Source organism: Treponema sp. R6D11 (genome assembly GCF_054786075.1).
Genome location: NZ_BDHD01001347.1, coordinates 1 through 325 on the forward strand (window position 1 = coordinate 1; position 325 = coordinate 325).

Sequence of the window (325 nt, forward strand, 5' to 3'; positions counted from 1 at the left end):
AACAGCCTCGTCATCGTCAAAACGGAAATCGGCGGAAAGATCGATAAAATGAATTTTCCGCTCCATACAGGCGGAGGCAAACGGCTCCCCTATGCCGTGAGGAAGGGCGGCAAAAACCACGTCTGATGCGGCGATAACTTCCTCGGCTTTTAAGAGCGGAAGCGAAACCCTGTCCAGAAAGTTGGGATAGATATTTTCAATTTTGTCGCCCTCAAAGCTGACCGAGGAAAGCACCAATTTTTCTACTCTGGGATGCCCCGAAAGGAGTCTTACCAATTCAGCGCCGGCATAGCCTGTTGCGCCGATTATACCTGCTATCATAGGT

General features: G+C 50.2%; 1 pseudogene. It reads right to left on the reverse strand.

The window, feature by feature from the left end:
- Window positions 1–325: pseudogene (locus tag ACYVTD_RS18695) on the reverse strand (N-acetyl-gamma-glutamyl-phosphate reductase); the annotation flags it as partial.